9 protein-coding genes and 1 pseudogene are annotated in these 18795 nt (G+C 45.1%); 4 read left to right on the top strand and 6 right to left on the bottom strand.

All coding sequences use genetic code 11. The features are described from left to right. Positions 1-6 precede the first annotated feature (6 nt). Positions 7-2577: a cyclic di-GMP phosphodiesterase PdeB gene (pdeB, locus tag H9J30_RS09545; RefSeq protein WP_240130813.1), complete on the bottom strand. Its 2571-nt coding sequence runs from the start codon at positions 2575-2577 to the stop codon at positions 7-9. A 446-nt stretch (positions 2578-3023) separates the two neighbouring features. On the opposite strand from pdeB, the pseudogene H9J30_RS21745 reads away from it, so the two are divergent. Further along, a pseudogene (locus tag H9J30_RS21745) lies at positions 3024-3104 on the top strand (YacL family protein); the annotation flags it as partial. 117 nt (positions 3105-3221) lie between these two features. Here H9J30_RS21745 and hemE read toward each other — a convergent pair. Next, positions 3222-4286, bottom strand: a complete 1065-nt coding sequence (hemE, locus tag H9J30_RS09540; RefSeq protein ID WP_011070792.1) for a uroporphyrinogen decarboxylase — start codon at positions 4284-4286, stop codon at positions 3222-3224. 458 nt (positions 4287-4744) lie between these two features. On the opposite strand from hemE, the gene rsd reads away from it, so the two are divergent. Next, positions 4745-5230 carry a sigma D regulator gene (rsd, locus tag H9J30_RS09535; RefSeq protein ID WP_240130812.1) on the top strand — a complete coding sequence of 162 codons (486 nt, stop codon included), beginning with the start codon at positions 4745-4747 and terminating at the stop codon, positions 5228-5230. A gap of 166 nt (positions 5231-5396) precedes the next feature. On the opposite strand, the gene acnB is transcribed toward rsd, so the two are convergent. Next, positions 5397-7994 carry a bifunctional aconitate hydratase 2/2-methylisocitrate dehydratase gene (gene acnB / locus H9J30_RS09530; protein WP_240130811.1) on the bottom strand — a complete coding sequence of 866 codons (2598 nt, stop codon included), beginning with the start codon at positions 7992-7994 and terminating at the stop codon, positions 5397-5399. A 421-nt stretch (positions 7995-8415) separates the two neighbouring features. Between acnB and hxpB the strand changes: the two genes are divergently transcribed. Then, complete coding sequence (gene hxpB, locus H9J30_RS09525) at positions 8416-9069, top strand: hexitol phosphatase HxpB (RefSeq protein WP_240130810.1); 654 nt, start codon at positions 8416-8418, stop codon at positions 9067-9069. Between the two features lie 52 nt (positions 9070-9121). Further along, the gene (locus H9J30_RS09520) at positions 9122-9448 is read left to right on the top strand and encodes a DUF2845 domain-containing protein (RefSeq protein ID WP_240130809.1); all 327 of its coding nucleotides are present in this window, start codon (positions 9122-9124) and stop codon (positions 9446-9448) included. Between the two features lie 58 nt (positions 9449-9506). On the opposite strand, the gene H9J30_RS09515 is transcribed toward H9J30_RS09520, so the two are convergent. The 3 genes from H9J30_RS09515 to H9J30_RS09505 all read right to left on the bottom strand — a co-directional run bounded on the left by H9J30_RS09515 (position 9507) and on the right by H9J30_RS09505 (position 18687). After that, positions 9507-11549 (bottom strand): M13 family metallopeptidase, encoded by a 2043-nt coding sequence (locus H9J30_RS09515; RefSeq protein WP_240130808.1) that lies wholly within the window; start codon positions 11547-11549, stop codon positions 9507-9509. A 219-nt stretch (positions 11550-11768) separates the two neighbouring features. Next, positions 11769-13982 carry a patatin-like phospholipase family protein gene (locus tag H9J30_RS09510; RefSeq protein WP_240130807.1) on the bottom strand — a complete coding sequence of 738 codons (2214 nt, stop codon included), beginning with the start codon at positions 13980-13982 and terminating at the stop codon, positions 11769-11771. Between the two features lie 229 nt (positions 13983-14211). Beyond that, on the bottom strand, positions 14212-18687 hold the full coding sequence (locus tag H9J30_RS09505; RefSeq protein ID WP_240130806.1) for an EAL domain-containing protein: 4476 nt from the start codon (positions 18685-18687) through the stop codon (positions 14212-14214). Between the last annotated feature and the right edge of the window lie 108 nt (positions 18688-18795).

Below are 18795 nucleotides of genomic sequence, written 5' to 3'. Positions count from 1 at the left end.
CAATCCCTATGCGCGTTGTGCTAAGCACGTCTCAAACTGCTCACAATAACTCGCTAAAGGTTGCGGCCGTCCGATTGCATAGCCTTGCGCATAGTTGATACCAATCGTTTGCAACCTATCAATAATCTCTTGATTTTCAACAAATTCAGCAACCGTTTCGATCCCCATAACACGACACACGTCTTGAATGGATTTCACGATGGCATAGTCCTTGGCATTAACGGCAAGGTTTTTAACAAAGCAACCGTCGATTTTTACGTAATCCACTGGTAATTCCCGTAAATAGCCGTAGGACGCAAAGCCACTACCAAAATCATCCAAGGCAAAGGAGAACCCGAGTTTGCGCAGCTGCCTTAACATTTCCATGCCGCGGTGACGATTTTGAATCGCGGTAGTTTCAGTAATTTCAAAACAAACACACTGGCTTGGAATATCAAAAATCTGTTGCTGCTTGGCAATATATTCCACCATGCCCTCGGCGCCTAAACTATTGCCCGAAAGGTTGATTGAGATACAGTGATCCTGCCAAAGCTGCGAATTTAAAGACAGCCATAAAAAGGCTTTACGTATCACTTCTTTATCAATTTCAGGCATCAGCTTAAAACGCTCTGCTGCGGCAATAAACTGCGCTGGCGCCAAAATACGGCCGCAGGGCTCTTGGATCCTAAGTAAAACCTCCATCCGCTGACGTTTAGAACTGGCTCCTAAGCCGCGAATCGGTTGGTAATAAAGCAGCAGTTCATTTTCCTCAATCGCCTGGGCAATACGCACCGCCCATTTAGGGGCATTACGCTGATAAGTCAGCTCTTTATCTTTATCATCGTAAATATGAATTTGGTTGGAACCCTTGGCTTTGGCGGCAAGACAGGCAATATCCGCGTCTTTGAGTAACTCCTGCGCATTAATATAGGGCGCTCGACCAAAGGCCACACCGATACTTAACCCCACTTTGTAGTTACAGTTTTTATCGTGCAACACTTGCAGAGATACTTGAGCAATAATTTGCTTCAGTAACTGCGCCACAGCTAACGCGGTGCGATCGCAAATCACCAATCCAAACTCATCACCACCCAAGCGGGCTAATAATTCCTGTGGCCCAAGACATGACTGCATCGCCCTAGCGACCATCGCCAGCATGCGATCACCCGCAGTATGCCCACAGCTATCATTGATTAGCTTAAACTGCTCTAAATCCAGATAACATACTGCAAGGCTCCTCGCCTGACTGGCAAATTCGGGCAGTTGCTCTTCAAATGCTTGCCGATTCAGTAGTCCAGTGATGCCATCGAAATTAGCGCGTTTTTGTAGCTGATGTTTAAGGAGTTCTTCTTGGGTAATATCCCGCAGCACCACCACAGTACCGACAATCTCTTTTTCATGATTAAGGACATTGCTAATGCTGCGTTCAATAATCCGCGGCGTTGTGGTTAATAATTTGATTTTAGCGACCTGAGGCATTGTCTCCCCAAGACGAATACAGTGAAATACCGCTTGATTTAACTGCTCTCCCGCCTTTAATAAACTGGCAAGGCTCTCACCAACGGCATCAGCACTGGCGACATCTAGCAGTGTTTCGGCCTTAGGATTCATATAAATCACCTTGGCATCGATGTCGGTCAGGATCACGGCTTCAGCAATCGACTCTAAGGTTATTTTACCGCGCTCTTTCTGCTGATAAATGCGTGCGAGCAAGCTATTGACTCTACTCGCCAGCACAGATAACTCTTCATTGCCCTCGCTGGTAACAGGCCGATAGACACTTGCCATGGGATCAACGAGCGCCAATTGCTGCATTAAGCTTTTAAAGGGCTGTAATAGGCACGCACGCAACCAAACATAACCTAAGGCAACAATCAATATCCCCAGTAAGATCACCGCGAGCGACACCCAGTCGAGGCTAAGTTTTACATCACGGAAGGGATCATCGGAAAATTCAACGTGAAGATAAATAGGTTGCTGACTAATCAAACTCGGCAACGCAACCGAACTTGGATGTGAAGTAATATTGGTTGTTTCAGCATTCGACATACTGACTCGAGCAACGAGGGAAGTTTGAGCATATTCCAGTAGATCACGCTCGGTAAGTTGCCGCACCAACAACACATACTCGTTCAGATGTGAAGCGACAGCCGTCACCACATATCCTTTATCGCCAATTAAATAGGCGCTTGCAAACTCGGGCTTAGCCTGCGTTGTTATCGCCTTAGCGATTTCCTGCCGATTGGCTTCTGCGATTGGTTGCTCGTTCTGGAAAACATTTTGCAAATTTCCATCGCGCAGAATAAACCAACTTAAATTGCCAGACATGGAGCTCTCAAGCCACGAGGACTCGAGGGATTTTAACTGCTCACTATCGAGATGAGCTAATGGTGAGGCGTAAATATTAGTGAGGAAACCTAACCGATCAACATCGATTCGAAACTGCTGCTGGATATTTGCCAACTCGCGCTGCACATTATCTTGACGTAATAATTCGACCCTATGGTCAAACCAAACACTGAGGCAATAGGAAACAAGCACAACAGCTGGTAAACAGAACCCTGCAATAAATACCAATATTTTGTTGCCTATACGCATCTTTTACCACGGCTTACGTAATTAAATTAACAAACGGCTTTATTTAGTCCCTTATAGCGCCACGCAACATATCTCATTTGCAAATAGTATTAAATATCACTTTGCTTTATCCGTTGCTAAAATAAGCAATAGCATGCATTTAATTGTGTTAAACGCCTTTGATTTAACGCAGCTATTCGATAAATAAGTTATTAAAAGTTAGACATTAATCAACACCCTATACGCTAAACCCCTGGGTAAGCGCTTTCTAATACATTTGCTTAACGCACTTGTTATCATCCAAGCTTCAAGTCACCGGGGTCTAATACCAATCACATTAAATATCTAATCAGTTCAGAGCCTCACAGGCATCTCAATCCAAGGCGCATTGACGAAGAAATGGTTATTCCCTTTTAAGTCAATGTAACACGGGAGTGAGATGCCTGTGAGGCTCCCGAAGGGCGGGGTTGAACGGGCTTATACCGCGTTTAAGGCTTTCGACAGAGCACCACTATGCCTTCAAGCCTTCGCCTTGTCTAAAGCCCGTTTAACTACCGCTGAATGAACAGATATTTAATACGATTGGTATAAAGCATAAGATTATGGCTTGGCGGCTTGTCCCATAAAAAAACGGACCCTGAGGTCCGTTTATCATTTAGTGCTGTTTACTTATGGTATTGCTTAGATTGAGCGTGAACCGCCTTAATAAAGGCGCCTGCATGCTCTGGATCGACATGCTGGTGAATACCATGGCCTAAGTTAAATACGTGGCCTGTACCTTCACCGTATCCCGCAAGGATTTGACCAACTTCCTCTTCAATGCGTGGAATTGGCGCATAAAGCATAGAAGGATCCATGTTGCCCTGTAGTGCAACTTTATGGCCTACACGGCGACGGGCATCGGCAATATCGACTGTCCAGTCTAAACCTAAAGCGTCACAACCGGTTTCAGCCATGGCTTCTAACCATAAACCACCGCCCTTAGTGAATAGCGTTACTGGTACTTGGCGACCATCGGCAAAGCGAGTCAGACCATCGACAATCTTCTGCATATAACGCAGTGAAAACTCACGGTAAGCTGTATGCGACAATGCACCGCCCCAAGAGTCGAAAATCATTAAAGATTGAGCACCATTAGCGACCTGCGCATTCAGGTATAAAGTCACTGAGTCAGCTAACTTGTCGAGTAACATATGCAGTGCAGCAGGCTCGGCATAGGCCATTTTTTTGATTTTTTCGAAGGTTTTGCTCGAACCGCCTTCAACCATATAAGTGGCCAGCGTCCAAGGTGAACCTGAGAAGCCAATTAATGGCACTTGACCATTTAATTCACGACGAATTGTGCTAACAGCCTTCATCACATAACCCAGCTCATCCTCTGGATCAGGAATTGATAATTTTTTGATGGCATCAATAGTGTCTGTTGGGCGCTCAAAACGTGGGCCTTCACCCGCCTCAAAATACAGACCTAATCCCATCGCATCGGGAACCGTCAGAATGTCGGAAAACAGAATCGCCGCATCTAGCTCATAACGACGCAGCGGCTGTAGCGTCACTTCACAGGCCAGTTCATGGTTTTTGCATAAAGACATGAAGTCACCCGCTTGGGCACGAGTCGCTTTATATTCAGGGAGATAACGGCCCGCTTGACGCATCATCCACACTGGGGTCATATCAACAGGCTGTTTTAGTAGGGCGCGTAAATAACGATCATTCTTTAATTCTGCCATTTGGCTTGATTCCTAGACTTATTGAGATCCGCTGGGACGGTAGTTTAGCATTTACGCGAATAATGTAACCAATATGAGCTAATTAATGTGAGCTATTCCCCATCATTGCTGTCCATTTAAGCACTTATCCTTAAAATGCTAGCCAGATAACATACTGTTTACTAATCGAACGACAAATCACACTCAGACAGAAAAAAGTTGCACCGGTTCCCCGCGTTTGGTATAAAAAGTCTGCGCTAGCAAGAACAATCAAGAAGCTCGTCGCATCGAGCCTGCTATATACATACTCGCCCAACGATAGCTTTCTATCGTTGGGCTTTTTATTTCCACATTTTTTTATACAAAACAGCTGGTTTGTCCATCAGGCAATTCTTACAAATCCCGATAAAAAGGGTTGATCGAATAGCTATTTCTCCCCTACATTAGAGTAATGTCCTGGCACTTAAATGGAATGCATCATGCTGAGAGAACTCGAAAAAGCAGAACAAAAGTGGGGCGGTTCAAATAAGCTTATAGATCAATGGCTAGAAAATCGCCGCAAACTCTTGGTGCATTATTGCCAAATTGCAGGGCTCCCCCCCTACACTAACGCGGAAAAATCGCTTCCCTCCTTCGAACACGTAAAATCCTTTTGCGACTTATTAGTGGATTACGTTTCCGAAGGTCACTTTGAAGTGTATGACCAAGTGATTAATGCCTGTGAAAAATTTGGCGCCCCTTGCAAAGCCGCGATTCAACAGGTTTTGCCAAAAATCACCCCAACAACCAACGTAGCGTTAGACTTTAACGATAAATATGCAGAAACGCAGGACGATCAAGTGCTGTATCAGCTCGATAAAGATCTCTCCGAATTAGCCCATAGCATGGAGACGCGTTTCGAGTTAGAGGATAAGCTCCTCGAAGTGCTACACAGCAAATACTCAGAGCACGCCCAACAAGCTTAATGCTACTCGATAATCAATGGATAACTCTATATCAATGGAGTTAAACCATTGATATCCAATGAACAGCTGCAATGCCCTTCGTATTTGAACATTATCCTTGTCCCAAACAGTATGATTGAAACAAAAAAGCCAGCTTTCGCTGGCTTTTGCATTTTATATCAATCAATTATACAGCTGATTGAAAGATCACTTGCGATGCTTTCTTGGTGTAAGAATCGATTTGATCGAAGTTCAAGTAACGGTAAGTGTCAGCTGCAGTTGCGTCTAACTCTTTAGCGTATTCTTGGTACTCTTCTACCGTTGGCAGACGACCTAACAGGGCTGCTACCGCTGCTAATTCGGCAGAGGCTAAGTATACGTTAGCGCCTGTACCTAAACGGTTCGGGAAGTTACGAGTTGAAGTAGACACAACAGTTGCACCTTCGGCCACTCGTGCTTGGTTACCCATACACAGTGAACAACCTGGGATCTCGATACGCGCACCAACGCGGCCGAAAATACCGTAGTAACCTTCTTCGGTCAGTTGATCTTTATCCATCTTAGTCGGTGGTGCAATCCACAGACGGGTTGGCAGTGTCTTAGCAAACTTGTCTAACATCTTACCGGTCGCACGGAAGTGACCGATGTTAGTCATACAAGAACCGACAAACACTTCGTCAATCTTAGTTTGCGCAACAGATGACAGTAATACTGCATCATCAGGATCGTTAGGCGCACATAGGATTGGCTCTTTGATCTCGTTCAGATCGATTTCGATTACTGCAGCGTACTCAGCATCTTTGTCGGCGCTCATCAGCTCAGGATAGGCTAACCACTCTTCCATGCCTTTGATACGACGCTCGATGGTGCGACGGTCACCGTAACCTTCGGCGATCATCCACTTCAGCATAGTGATGTTCGAGTTGAGGTACTCGATGATTGGCTCTTTGTCTAACTTAATAGTACAACCGGCTGCAGAGCGCTCTGCAGAGGCGTCAGACAGTTCGAATGCCTGTTCCACTTTCAGGGTTTCTAAGCCTTCGATTTCCAATACACGACCAGAGAAGATGTTGATTTTACCTTTCTTCTCAACAGTCAGCAGACCCATTTCAATCGCTTTTAATGGGATTGCATGTACTAGGTCACGTAAGGTGATGCCAGGTTGCATCTTACCTTTAAAGCGAACTAATACTGATTCAGGCATGTCCAGCGGCATCACACCGGTCGCAGCCGCAAATGCTACTAGGCCAGAACCCGCTGGGAATGAAATTCCGATTGGGAAACGCGTATGTGAGTCACCACCAGTACCTACTGTGTCTGGTAATAACATACGGTTTAACCATGAGTGAATAACACCGTCACCTGGGCGCAGCGACACACCACCACGGTTCATGATGAAGTCTGGCAACGTGTGGTGCGTGTTAACGTCAACTGGCTTTGGATAAGCGGCAGTGTGGCAGAATGACTGCATAGTCAAGTCAGCACTGAAGCCTAAACAGGCTAAGTCTTTCAGCTCGTCACGGGTCATAGGACCGGTAGTGTCCTGAGAACCCACAGACGTCATCTTAGGTTCGCAGTATTGGCCTGGACGTACGCCAGCAACACCACAGGCTTTACCGACCATCTTCTGTGCAAGCGTATAACCTTTGCCATTATCAGCGATGTCTTGAGGACGTACGAATACATTTGATGCTGGTAAACCTAACACCGCACGCGCTTTATCAGTTAAACCACGACCGATGATCAGTGGAATACGACCACCTGCACGCACTTCGTCTAACAGTACGTCGGTTTTCAGGCTGAACTCAGAAATCACTTCATCAGTGCCGTGACGCTTAACAATGCCAGCATATGGGTAAATGTCGATCACATCGCCCATTTCCATCTTGCTCACATCAAGCTCGATTGGCAGTGCGCCCGCATCTTCCATCGTGTTGAAGAAAATCGGTGCAATCTTGCCACCTAAGCAGAAACCACCAGCACGCTTGTTAGGTACGAACGGGATATCATCACCCATGAACCACAGTACTGAGTTAGTCGCTGACTTACGTGATGAACCTGTACCAACTACGTCACCCACATAAACTAATGGGAAACCTTTGGTTTTTAGTTCTTCTAATTTCTTGATTGGACCTACGCTGCCAGCAACATCTGGCTCGATGCCATCACGGGCGTTTTTCAGCATAGCTAATGCGTGCAATGGGATATCTGGACGGGACCAAGCATCGGGTGCCGGTGACAGGTCATCGGTGTTGGTTTCACCAGAGACTTTAAATACCGTCAGGGTCACTTTGTCAGCTAATTTTGGACGGCTTAAGTACCAATCTGCATTTGCCCATGCTTCAACCACTTGCTTAGCAAACTGATTGCCCGCTTCCATCTTCTCAACCACATCGTGGAAAGAATCAAACATCAGCAGAGTGTGAGCGAGTGCTTTAGCGGCTAATGGCGCTAACGCAGGGTTATCGAGCTGCGCAATTAACGGCTCGATGTTATAACCACCTTGCATAGTGCCAAGTAATTCAGTAGCACGTTCGGCAGACAGGATTGGTGAAGTTGCAGTGCCTTTAGCAACCGCATCTAAGAATGCAGCTTTAACGTAAGCCGCTTCGTCAACACCGGGGGGAATTCGATTTTCGAGCAGGTCAAGAACAAACGCTTCTTCACCAGCGGGGGGATTTTGAACCAATTTAACCAGTTCAGCCACTTGATGGGCATCTAATGGCTTAGGGACTACGCCCTCTGCAGCACGTTCTGCGACGTGTTTACGATATGCTTCTAGCACGGCAACATTCCTCTTTGTTTGGCGCTCTAACAACGAAACTGCACGTCTTCTCAATTGAAGCTGACAGTCCGACATGATCGACCCGTATTTCCGGCCAGCAGTATACTACAGCTTTGCAAAAGTATGAATCAGGTCACACTCGGCGAAAGACGAAATAAGGGCTAAATCCGGAGGTGCAAGTCAACTTACGGCATGAATAAAACAATGGAAATTAGACAATAGTTTGAAAAGAGACAAAAAACTATAATCTACAGATAGTTAACATAAGTTGACCAATTTAAAATCGAACGATCATTTTCCTGATAACGAAATGCTTTTCACAGTAAATATTTCTCAACTTTGTGTATTTAGGCTTTGAAGATAGCTGGCTTAAACTTACACTCAAGCTCCAATAACCCATTTCCCGTCCTTTGGAGTAGTAATGGCATCCCTTAGCATTCAAGCCGTCATTTTTGATATGGATGGCGTTTTAATCGATTCTGAACCCCTATGGCAGCGGGTTGAATATGAAGTCTTATCGGCGCTTGGCGTGCCAGTCACTCTCGAAACGATTCAGCAAACCACGGGGCTGCGTATCGACCAATGTGTCGATTATTGGTATCACAAAGCCCCTTGGGCCGACTACGACAATGCCAAAGTCAGTAAAACAATTGTCGATAAGGTCGCAGAAGAAATCCTGCAAACTGGTGAACCTATGCCAGGCGTTCAGCAAGCCATGGCATACTGCCAAGCTAAAGGATTAAAAATTGGCTTAGCAACCTCATCACCAATAGTGTTGATTGATTCAGTGCTGGCAAGGCTTAAGCTTAAGGGCCAATTTATGGCAGTCGAATCGGCAGAAGCGCTCACCTATGGTAAACCGCATCCCGAGGTTTACCTCAATTGTGCTACCGTTTTAGGGGTTGATCCACGTTATTGCCTCGCGATTGAAGACTCTTTTAATGGGCTGATCGCAGCCCGCGCAGCCAATATGCAAACCGTTGCGATTCCTGCGCCAGAACAACGCGGAGAAGCAAAATGGATCATTGCCCATCACCAATTAGAGAGTTTATTGGAGCTTGATAAGGTGGTCTAAATCAATTCACCGAGTCAATTTGAGAAAGGTTAATCACTGCTAGGACAAACCGATGAAGTATTATGTGTTGTTAATACTGTGGGCGGCGAGCTTGCCAGCCTTAGCGACAGATTCTATGCGCTGTAAGCAATTCGTCATCAACGTAGGCGATCCCTTAGACGCAGTGTTAGAAAAGTGCGGTCAACCAAACGAAGTTAAAGAATACAGCAAACCAGCAACCTACCGAAATTCCGCTGGCGATATCGTGATTGATCCGAGCAAGTTGCCGATAGAATACGCTGAATGGACCTATGATTTTGGCCCGACACGATTAATGCGGCGGGTTTATGCAACCGATCAAAAAATCGAAAAAATTGAAACCCTAGGATATGGGCATTAATCCTAACCTAAGCAAAAAGCCAGACAAATGTCTGGCTTTTTCGTTATAACAGAATGGATTACCAGATTTTTACGCGCTCTTCTGGTTTTAAGTACATCTTATCGCTCTCTTTCAGCTCAAAGGCTTTGTAGAAGGCTTCAATATTACGCGGTGTCCCCATAGCACGGTAGTGGCTAGGTGAATGAGGATCAGTCAACAGACGACGACCTAACTCTTCATCACGGTAGTTACGGCGCCATACCTGAGACCAACCGACGAAGAAACGCTGCTCGCCGGTTAATCCGTCAATAACTGGTGCAGGCTTACCATTTAAGCTCATCAGATAAGAACGAGCAGCCACAGTTAACCCTCCTAAGTCACCGATGTTTTCACCTAGGGTTAAATCACCGTTTACAAACTTACCGGGCAGTGCTTCATAACCTGAATACTGTGCAGACAGTTGCTTACCGCGTTTTTGGAACTCTTCACGGTCTTTATCTGACCACCAATCACGCAGGTTACCATCGCCGTCGTATTTCGCACCTTGATCGTCAAAACCATGGCTGATTTCGTGACCAATAACCGCACCGATACCACCGTAGTTCACCGCATCATCGGCTTCCATATTGAAGAATGGCGGTTGCAGAATCGCCGCAGGGAACACAATCTCATTGCCGACGGGGCTGTAATAAGCGTTTACCGTTTGTGGCGTCATATGCCACTCAGTACGATCAATCGGTTTACCTAGCTTGTTGAGCATGTCTTGATATTCAAACTGGGCATAACGTATATAGTTGCCCACCAGCTCATCAGGCTTGATTTCTAGCGCAGTGTAGTCTTTCCATTTGTCTGGATAACCAATCTTGTAGGTAAACTTAGACAGTTTTTCTTGAGCAGCGACTTTCGTCTCTGGCGTCATCCATTCAAGTTCATTAATACTGACTTCGAAGCCTTTGATCAGATTTTTGATCATGGTTTCCATGCGTGCTTTAGCTTCAGGTTTGAAGTATTGCTTAACATACTCCTCACCCACCAGCTCACCAATCACAGTATCGGCACCATCCACCGCTTTTTTCCAGCGCGGTTGCTGCTCTTCAATACCCATCAAAGTTTTGCTCTTAAAAGCAAAGTTAAGATCGACAAAGTTTTTGCTTAACAGCTCTGCGTAGCTATCCACGAGGTGGAACGTTAAATAATCCTGCCAAGCCGAAACAGGGAAGGCATCAAAATTGGCACCTAGCTTTTCAAAATAAGAGGGTTGGCGCACAATCACGTCAGCCACTTTATCACCTAAGCCAGCATTCGCAGCAAAGGCATTAAAATCAAACTGTCCCAACAGCTTTTGCAGCTCAGCGCGGTCAAGTTTGTTATAGGATTTGTTTGCATCGCGCGACTCAACACGGCTCCACTGACTTTTCGCGATCATCATTTCGATGTCGGCCACGTTTTTCGCGGCGCGTTTCGCATTTTTATAGCCAGCTTCAGTCAGAATATCTGTCACATATTTCGCCATCGCTTGGCGGTTAGCGACAAATTTTGCATCATCTTTTAAGTAGTAATCGCGATCAGGCAGGGTTAAACCCGATTGGCTTAAATACACCGCGTATTGGCTCGAGTTTTTCGCGTCGTTATTGACGTAAAAACCAAAGGGAATACCTGAGCCGCTGGTCAGTAACTTGCCCATCACTGCGGGTAGTTCGCCGTGGGTTTTCACCGCTGCGATATCCGCCAACAATGGATTGAGCGGTGTAACACCTAAGGTTTCGAGCAAATCGGTGTTCATAAAGCTGGCGTTAAAGTCACCAATTTTTTGATCGTTGGAACCTGGGGCGGCATTCTTTTTCGCGGCTGCGGCATCGATGATTTTTTTCAATGCATCTTGGCTTTGATCGTACAGCACAGAGAAGGCGCCGTAGTTAGATTTATCAGCAGGAATGGGCGTGTTCGCTAACCATTTACCGTTAACGCTGTAGTAAAAATCATCTTGATGGCGAACTGAGGCATCAAAGTTTTGTAATTCAATGCCAGAAACCGCGGCGACTTCAGTTTTAGGCTCGCTGCTGCAAGCGGCTAAACCTAGGCTCAAGGCAATACCCAGCGCCAGTGTGCTAATCTTCTTCATTGTTTTCCCCAGCTTCCGTTGAGAGTGTGGTTATTTTTCTCGCAAAACCTTAGCATTTTGCCAAGTTTCACTGTAGTAAGATTTTGTAAAAGGTTATGACACTTACCAATAGGACTTATCAATAGGGCATCCTATAAACCTAAGCACAAGGTGTTTAGTGAAGACGGCTACTCTACTCGTGATAAAAACAAGGGCATAACTCCAGTTATGCCCTAACCGTTAGAATGCTTTACCGATGAATAAATAAACTGACTTATCACCCATATCGGTAATACCAAACCCCAGTGCCGCAGGTCCCATTGTGGTATCCGTACCAATATACAGGCTCGATGCATAAATAAGGTCAGAGAGTGATACCTCAGAACGTTCAAACCACACATTACCCGCCTCTAAACTTAGGCCTAAATAAAGTGGATAATCTTTCATGCCTAAGGCATCTCGACCTAAGTCATACTGATAAATAAAGGCTCCAAAAAGTTTATGGGCACCAATGAGCGAATTTTTATGGTATCCCGAAAGATTTAAGAACCCCCCAAGATCTGACAAATGTAGGGTATTTAGCGCATCAAAATTGGTTGCAATCGAAGCTTTACCCACAAAAGCATGGTTACCAACACTCAGCGCGCCCTTCCAATCTGCTTCAACCTGAACACTGAAGTCGGTTTGCCTAGGCTCGATAGAATCATCAAATCCCTCCTTACGCAGGTAAACGTTTAGGCTAATACGATTCCCCGCAGTTGGAAAACTAATACTGTCTAAGCTGTCATAACCCACTCTTAAGTAAGCACCATAGGAGTTAAAATCAAAATCCTCAAATAGCCAAGCATCATTAACTAAAGCACCTTTTTCAGCAAGCAAGCCTAATTCAATAACACCCTGTAATACATAGTTATAACCAATACCCAACTCAATTGTATGAGTTTTTCTATCGAAGACAAAGGCACGGTTATTGTTATCATATAGGTCCCAAGTTTGGATATCATATTGATAACGAGCCCGGCTATAAAACTCTTGGTCTCGATTCAAGGGTTGGTAAAACTCAGTTGCAAATAGCTTCTCGAATCCAAGTTTTACTTCGTTTCGCCACTCCCCGCCATTCAAGGTTAAGTCTGTCATGGTGTAAGCCATATCAAAGCTCATGGCCGAGTCAGAACTAAAATCATCTTCCCAGTTAAAGCCGAGTTGGAAATAATTGGGCCCCCAGGATTTAGCGCGCGTGGTCACGGTAAGCACTCGCCCTTCTTCACCTTCTACAAATTCAGCATCAACTCGCTCGAACTTGTTTAAGGCATAGATGCGTTTTATCGCCTCATTTAATTCATCTTTAGTAATGTTTTGGCCAGGTTGAAGCTCTAGGGTTTCTTTCAATAAGTTGAGACTGACTTTAGATTGATTATCAAAGACGATGTCCTTGATAGGATGGGCGACCTCCGCCTTAAGCTGCTTACTCGCCACCCTTTTATGCTCAACATAGGCAAGGTATTGCTCTTCACTAACACTCAGCTTTTGCAGCTTAACTAACTGATTGGTAGCCGCTTCCTTTCCAAGAGTTAACGCCAAGGGCATGATGGTGAAATCGGTGGTGCTTAGCGCTCCGATCGCAGGGCGAATTAGCACGTCTTTTTCAGTCAGTAGTTGTTTTTGTTTTTCAGTGCTGGCGTTAGTCAAGAAATTGGATAACTGATCTAATACCGCAATTGTGCTATCGAGCTTATCCTTTTTTACCAGCGGCGAACCGATATCCACCGCAATAATAATATCGGCGCCCATGGCTTTCACGACATCCACAGGCATGTTGTTGGCAATACCGCCGTCTACCAGTAACTTACCATCGATTTGCGTAGGCTGTAACGCGCCTGGCACTGTTGCAGAAGCCTGCATAGCTTTGACAATACTGCCATGGTTAATCACCACAGGTAGGCTGGTTTCTAGATCAGTCGCTACGGCACGATAGGGGATGGCTAATGCGTTAAAATCACCAAACTGCTGTATCAAATCCGTAGACTGACGTAACAGCTGCGACATGGTTTGCCCACGCAACACCCCGCTTGGCGCTTTCACTTCACCTTCGGTGTAACCGATATTGAGCGGAATGTTGTAGCGATCTCGTAACTGCTTATCTCTGTAACTCAATACATTACGCGGGATGGTATCCGAATAACCACTCCCCCAATCAATACCCATCATAATGGCTTCAACTTCACTGGCACTGTATCCCAAGGCGTACATACCTGCGACATAAGCACCGATACTCGTGCCAGCTATATAGTCCACAGGAATATGATGTTCTTCTAAGACTTTAAGCACGCCGACATGGGCAGCACCTTTAGCACCACCACCGCTTAACACCACTCCTATTTTTGGCCGTTCAGCCGCATATAAAGGAGCGAGTAACACACATAAAAAGAGAGAAGCTACTATTCGGCGCATCATAATAAGTACTTTTTATAGGGTAAAAATTCGAGTTAATATTAACAAATTTATCAAGTTAACCGTCAGTCATATTTTATCTGACTAGATGAGTGAAAATATTCTCAATCAATGGCTATATCCTTTCATTTCCGCTTAAAAACACCGAGCCTCAATCGGATGACTGAAAAGTTTCATCCTTGAGTATTAACCTAGATAGGTGAAGTGCAATTAATCCAGCTAAAATTGCAGATTAAGATTGCAATAAATCAAGCGGATACTGCGACTGTAGGTATTTGTCAAAATCACTGACAGACATAGGCTTAGCAAAATAATACCCCTGAACAATATAACAGCCACGGCTAAAAAGCTGCTCTAACTGTTCTATGGTCTCAACGCCCTCAGCTACAACGGTTAACTTTAAATTACGCGCCAGTTCAATAATACTGCTCACAATAGCCTGATCTGCAGCGTTTGAGGCGATATCGATCAAAAATGAACGGTCAATTTTAAGCGTATCCACTTCAAAATTACGTAAATAAGCTAAAGAGGAATAACCTGTACCAAAGTCGTCAATCGCAACTTCAATTCCTAGGTCATCAAGTTGTTTTAAATGGGTCTTGGCCACTTGCAACTCTTTCATTAATACCCCTTCGGTAATTTCTAAACATAAAGACGAAGCAGGCATCCCGGTGGCAGCGAGTATTTTCTTTACACCGTCAATAAAATCGGGTTGACGGAAATGCACGGCTGAAATGTTAACCGACATTTTAAATGGCTCTGTCGTTTGCTTAACCCATCTTGCCCCATCCAAACACGCACAGCGCAAGACCCAGCGATCAATATCAACGACTAAACCACAAGCTTCGGCAACTTTAATAAAAATATCTGGGCGAACAAAGCCATCGACGGGATGGTGCCAGCGAATGAGCGCTTCCATCCCAATAAATTTATCCCCCCGCAAAATATCAATTTGTGGTTGGTAATACAGTTCAAATTCTTGCCGCTCTATCGCTTTACGTAAATCGGCCTCTAGCCGTAAATGGTATAAGGCTTGGGCATTACGCTCTGATGAATAATATTTGAAGTTACCGCGCCCCTCCTCCTTGGCGTGGTACATGGCCAGATCCGCATTTTTTATGAAGGCTTCTGGCTGCATTGCATCATCGGGCCAAATACTGATCCCAATACTGGTTGAAATGTAAAACTCGCGGCCAAACAACCTAAATGGCGCGACGATTTGTGCGAGTAGCTGCTCAGCCAAATGGTTGATATCGGTTAACTCTTTGACATTTTTTAATAAAATAACAAACTCATCACCGCCAAAACGACAGAGTAAATGCTCACTCCCAATACAAGACTGTAGCCGATTTGACGCCTCAACTAAGAGTGCATCCCCCATACTGTGGCCATAGGAGTCATTCACATGCTTAAATCTATCGAGGTCAAGGAACAGTAACGCTAATTTTTCACCGTTTTGCTCCGCTGCTTGTATCGATTGCATCAACCGATTCGAGAATAAAGAGCGGTTAGGTAGCCCTGTTAATACATCGTAATTAGCCAGACGTCTAAGATCCGCCTCGGTACGCTTACGTTCGGTAATATCAGAAAATACAACTACATAATGAATGGCATTTTGATTCACCGACTGCATCACTGACACGTTAAGCCACACGGGACATACCAAGCCATTTTGCCCCACCAACTCACGCTCACCCGTCCATGAGGTTTCCTGACCAAGCAACTGGGCCACCTCAGTAGACAATCCATCCTTCATTTGTACAAACTGCGAAAATGATAAGCCGACAAGACTCTTTTGTTCAGAGCCAATAATGTGCTGTGCGGCATGGTTGGTCACTCGAATATTTTCATCCACATCTAAAATCAACACACCTTCAGATGTATTTTCAAATGCTTGGGCTAAGAGGCTCACCTCATCTTCAAGCTGACGCCGTAAGGTAATATCACTATAAATCCCCGCTACCCGCTCAATTTCCTGAGTCTGTTTATTGCGAGCGACAGGACGCCCACGTACCCTCAACCACCCCCAATTGCCATCTCTGCGATGATATCGATATTCGGCTTCAAACCGATCGATGTCACCTGATAGCATACTATTCCACTGCACAAGCACGTTTTCTCGATCCAAAGGATGAACGGGAAGTGTTTCAAGGGTAAGCACAATTTCGTTTGCATGGTTTCCCAATACATAACCGCGGTTATCGAGGTAAAAACACTGGGTATCCCTGTGCCATTCCCACAAATCCGAGTCACTGCCCCGTAACGATTGTCTGAGGCGATCATCACTTTCGGTTAACGCTTGGTTCATGGCCATAAAGGTGCGAACCTGACGCTGGCGGTACCCAGCTAAACTCAGTGCGATAATCGAAAAGACTAACAATAAGATGCCTTTAAATCCTTGAGAGAGCCACCAATGCTGCTCAACATAGAAAGGAAAGGTAAAGGGCTTATCCGACCAAATACCGTTAACTTGGCTTAAGACCTCAAGTACATATTCCCCAGCAGCTAAACCTGCAAGGTTAATCTGCGATTCCCCCTGAAGTAGTACATAGTTATCTTCGTCACCTTGGTATCTAAGCCGATATTTAAATTGAATAGGGGAATCATCAAGGTAATCCAAATTGGTAATTTGCAGACTCACCATATTGGCGCCAGGTTTAATCACCATCATGGGCTGAGGCAATAGTGAGACTTGGGTGTTATTGTCGTAATAAACCGATACCGACTCTAACATCACATGATCATCAGCAATGCGGTTCGTCAGCTTATCGGCATCAAGATGCATCACCCCTTCTGGCGTACCAATATATAATCCAGCTCCTGGAGAGTAAAAATAGGCGCCTTCATTCATCTCGTTAGAAATCAGGCCATCAAGCTGAGTAAACATCGCGATTTGCCCAGACGCCCTATCTTGGCGAATAAGCGAATCAGCGCAGGCCACTATGTTGGCATTAGTGGTCTTTTGTATGAAAAACACTGAACTACAGTTAACTTGCCACTGTGAAGTGAGTGAAACCAGTTTGCCATCTTGGAGGTGGTACTCGAATAAGCCCCTCTCATAGGAGCCAAACCACATCACTCCGGGTGAAATTTCTTCAATATGGCCAATGGTGGGCTCAGAATTTAAGCCACTAAACAATTGCCTTTGATCATGGAAAAGATTTTGCTCGTCAATATAACCAAAGACTTTTCGACCGCTTATCCATAACTTACCATCGGAAGTGCGATACAAACTACGAATCGTTGGCCGCTTGGGCTCAGGCGAATCATCCCCCGTTGGCCCATCGATGTTAAAAGGCTGCGGCTCAAATAGCCCCTGCTCCCAAAAATACAGTCCCGTAGCCGAGGCAACCCAAAATCTTCCTTTTAGCTTGGGATCTGCATAGGTGCTATAAATGAGTTTATTTTTAAATGCTTCACTCCCATGCGCCCACTGGGCAAAACTGCTTCCTTTTAAGGTCCGCTTATCCACAACAAACAAACCACTGGTGGTAGAAACTAATAAGTGGTGATCAATAAAATCACTGATCCCATAGATACTCTCATGGGGCTTTAATCCATCAATGTCTATGGTCATGGCTTTTTGGCTATTTCGAGCGATAAAGCTGAGCTGTGAAGCGCCAACCCATACCCCTTCATCACTTGCAAATACCGACCATACCATAGCATCCGATAATTCATGGGGCGGTTCACTGGTGAAAGTGTCGAGAATGAAATCAGGCTGTGACGCCAGTAAAGCTAAACCATCTCCAGAACCACCGACCCACATCAAACCTGATTTATCAAACAAGATTGCCTTTAATGTTTCCATATTGGCTTGAGCCTTAAGCTCTTGTTGATAATTTTCAAGCTGACGAGTATCTGGTGACCACTTGAGTAACCCCGCGCGGCTTGAAAACCAAATCTCACCATGACGGCCTTCAACCATGGCCGTACTCCAATCCGGTAATTCAGGCACAGGCGAAATCTGTAAGGTCTGAGGTTCAAATCGATAAACGCCTCGACTGGTCGCAATCCAAATACGCTGTTTTGAATCCTCAAGTATATCCAGAATACTGCCCATAGGTTCAGTCCATTGGTAATCAACGACTTTTTCCCCTGCACTGTTGAGGAGTAACAATTGAAATTGACCCGCAACAAGAAACTGACCATCAGGCATGCTCAATAACTTGCGCCAGGGTAGATCGCGATTAACGGGTAACTGACTCACTAAAGTTAAGGCCAAGGTTGAGGGGGATAAGTCGTAAATCTGGCCGTTATCAATCAACAAGCGCCATTCTTGGGCATTTTTACGAACAGCAGAAATTAGCACGCCACCTGAAAAATGTGGGAATAAATTGGGCGAACCCATTTGAATAAACTGATTTTTGGCGATGTTATACAGATAGGTTGCCGCATTGGTGCTCAGCAACAATAAATCTCGATCAATATTGACGACGGTCGTTATAAACTCATCGGCAAGGCGTAATTCTGAACCTGTTTTATCAATCCGCCTCACTTTAGAATTACTAACTCGATATAAACCTTGCTCCGTTGCCACCCATATAAAGCCATGGTCATCGAGTGTGAGCGCGCGAATACTGGTTGCTTCAAGTCCATCCCTGTCGGTAAAAACCCGTTGCACAAAACTGCCTGCCCAAGCCGGATACAGACCAGAGCAAAAAACCAACATAGATGCCAAAAGGAAGTGAATTATTATTTTTTTCATCTGACGACTTACTTCACACCATAGTTGTACAGTAACAGTTCAACAGCCTGAATACACTCACACATTCACATTAACGTCACATCTTTACTTAGGCAATAAAAAAGCGCC

Origin of the sequence: Shewanella cutis (genome assembly GCF_022410515.1) — a bacterium.
Taxonomy (GTDB): Bacteria; Pseudomonadota; Gammaproteobacteria; order Enterobacterales; family Shewanellaceae; genus Shewanella; species Shewanella cutis.
The sequence above is the reverse complement of the archived record's forward strand: the minus strand, read 5'-3'. Positions and strand labels throughout refer to the sequence as shown.

What these genes read in the sequence shown, in the direction of transcription:
- pdeB (WP_240130813.1), bottom strand. Translation starts at nt 2,577, where the DNA reads ATGCGTATAGGCAACAAAATATTGGTATTTATTGCAGGGTTCTGTTTA.
- hemE (WP_011070792.1), bottom strand. Translation starts at nt 4,286, where the DNA reads ATGGCAGAATTAAAGAATGATCGTTATTTACGCGCCCTACTAAAACAG.
- rsd (WP_240130812.1), top strand. Translation starts at nt 4,745, where the DNA reads ATGCTGAGAGAACTCGAAAAAGCAGAACAAAAGTGGGGCGGTTCAAAT.
- hxpB (WP_240130810.1), top strand. Translation starts at nt 8,416, where the DNA reads ATGGCATCCCTTAGCATTCAAGCCGTCATTTTTGATATGGATGGCGTT.
- H9J30_RS09520 (WP_240130809.1), top strand. Translation starts at nt 9,122, where the DNA reads ATGAAGTATTATGTGTTGTTAATACTGTGGGCGGCGAGCTTGCCAGCC.
- H9J30_RS09515 (WP_240130808.1), bottom strand. Translation starts at nt 11,549, where the DNA reads ATGAAGAAGATTAGCACACTGGCGCTGGGTATTGCCTTGAGCCTAGGT.
- H9J30_RS09510 (WP_240130807.1), bottom strand. Translation starts at nt 13,982, where the DNA reads ATGATGCGCCGAATAGTAGCTTCTCTCTTTTTATGTGTGTTACTCGCT.
- H9J30_RS09505 (WP_240130806.1), bottom strand. Translation starts at nt 18,687, where the DNA reads ATGAAAAAAATAATAATTCACTTCCTTTTGGCATCTATGTTGGTTTTT.